Origin of the sequence: Mesorhizobium sp. M1A.T.Ca.IN.004.03.1.1 (assembly GCF_003997555.1) — a bacterium.
In the GTDB taxonomy this organism is placed as follows: domain Bacteria; phylum Pseudomonadota; class Alphaproteobacteria; order Rhizobiales; family Rhizobiaceae; genus Mesorhizobium.
In genome coordinates this window covers 1-288 of sequence record NZ_RZTV01000190.1, presented here as the reverse complement: position 1 = coordinate 288, position 288 = coordinate 1, and the positions used below count along the sequence as shown (strand labels likewise).

Annotated in this window: 1 protein-coding gene; it reads left to right on the top strand. The window is 54.2% G+C overall.

The features are described 5' to 3' along the window. Positions 1–105 precede the first annotated feature (105 nt). Positions 106–288 (top strand): VOC family protein (locus tag EOD29_RS31280; protein WP_206520534.1); only part of this gene is annotated, 183 nt, incomplete at its 3' end.

The following is a 288-nucleotide window of genomic DNA, read 5'->3' as shown; positions in this document are numbered from 1 at the left end:
GGCGAGGACGCAAGGCCGTTGCCGAAATAACATGCATAGGCTGGAGAAAGGCGATCTCTCTCTTATTTCAGTAGAATTGCAAACCAAGAGGGAAGGACCGCCGCAATGGCAAAAAACACGATCTGCCTATGGTACAACAAAGACGCTGAAGACGCGGCCCGCTTTTATGCCGCGACGTTTCCCGACAGCGCGGTGGGTGCTGTCACTCGGGCGCCGGGAGATTATCCTGACGGTAAGCAGGGAGATGTTTTGGTTGTTGAATTCACTGTCGCGGGTATCCCTTGCATC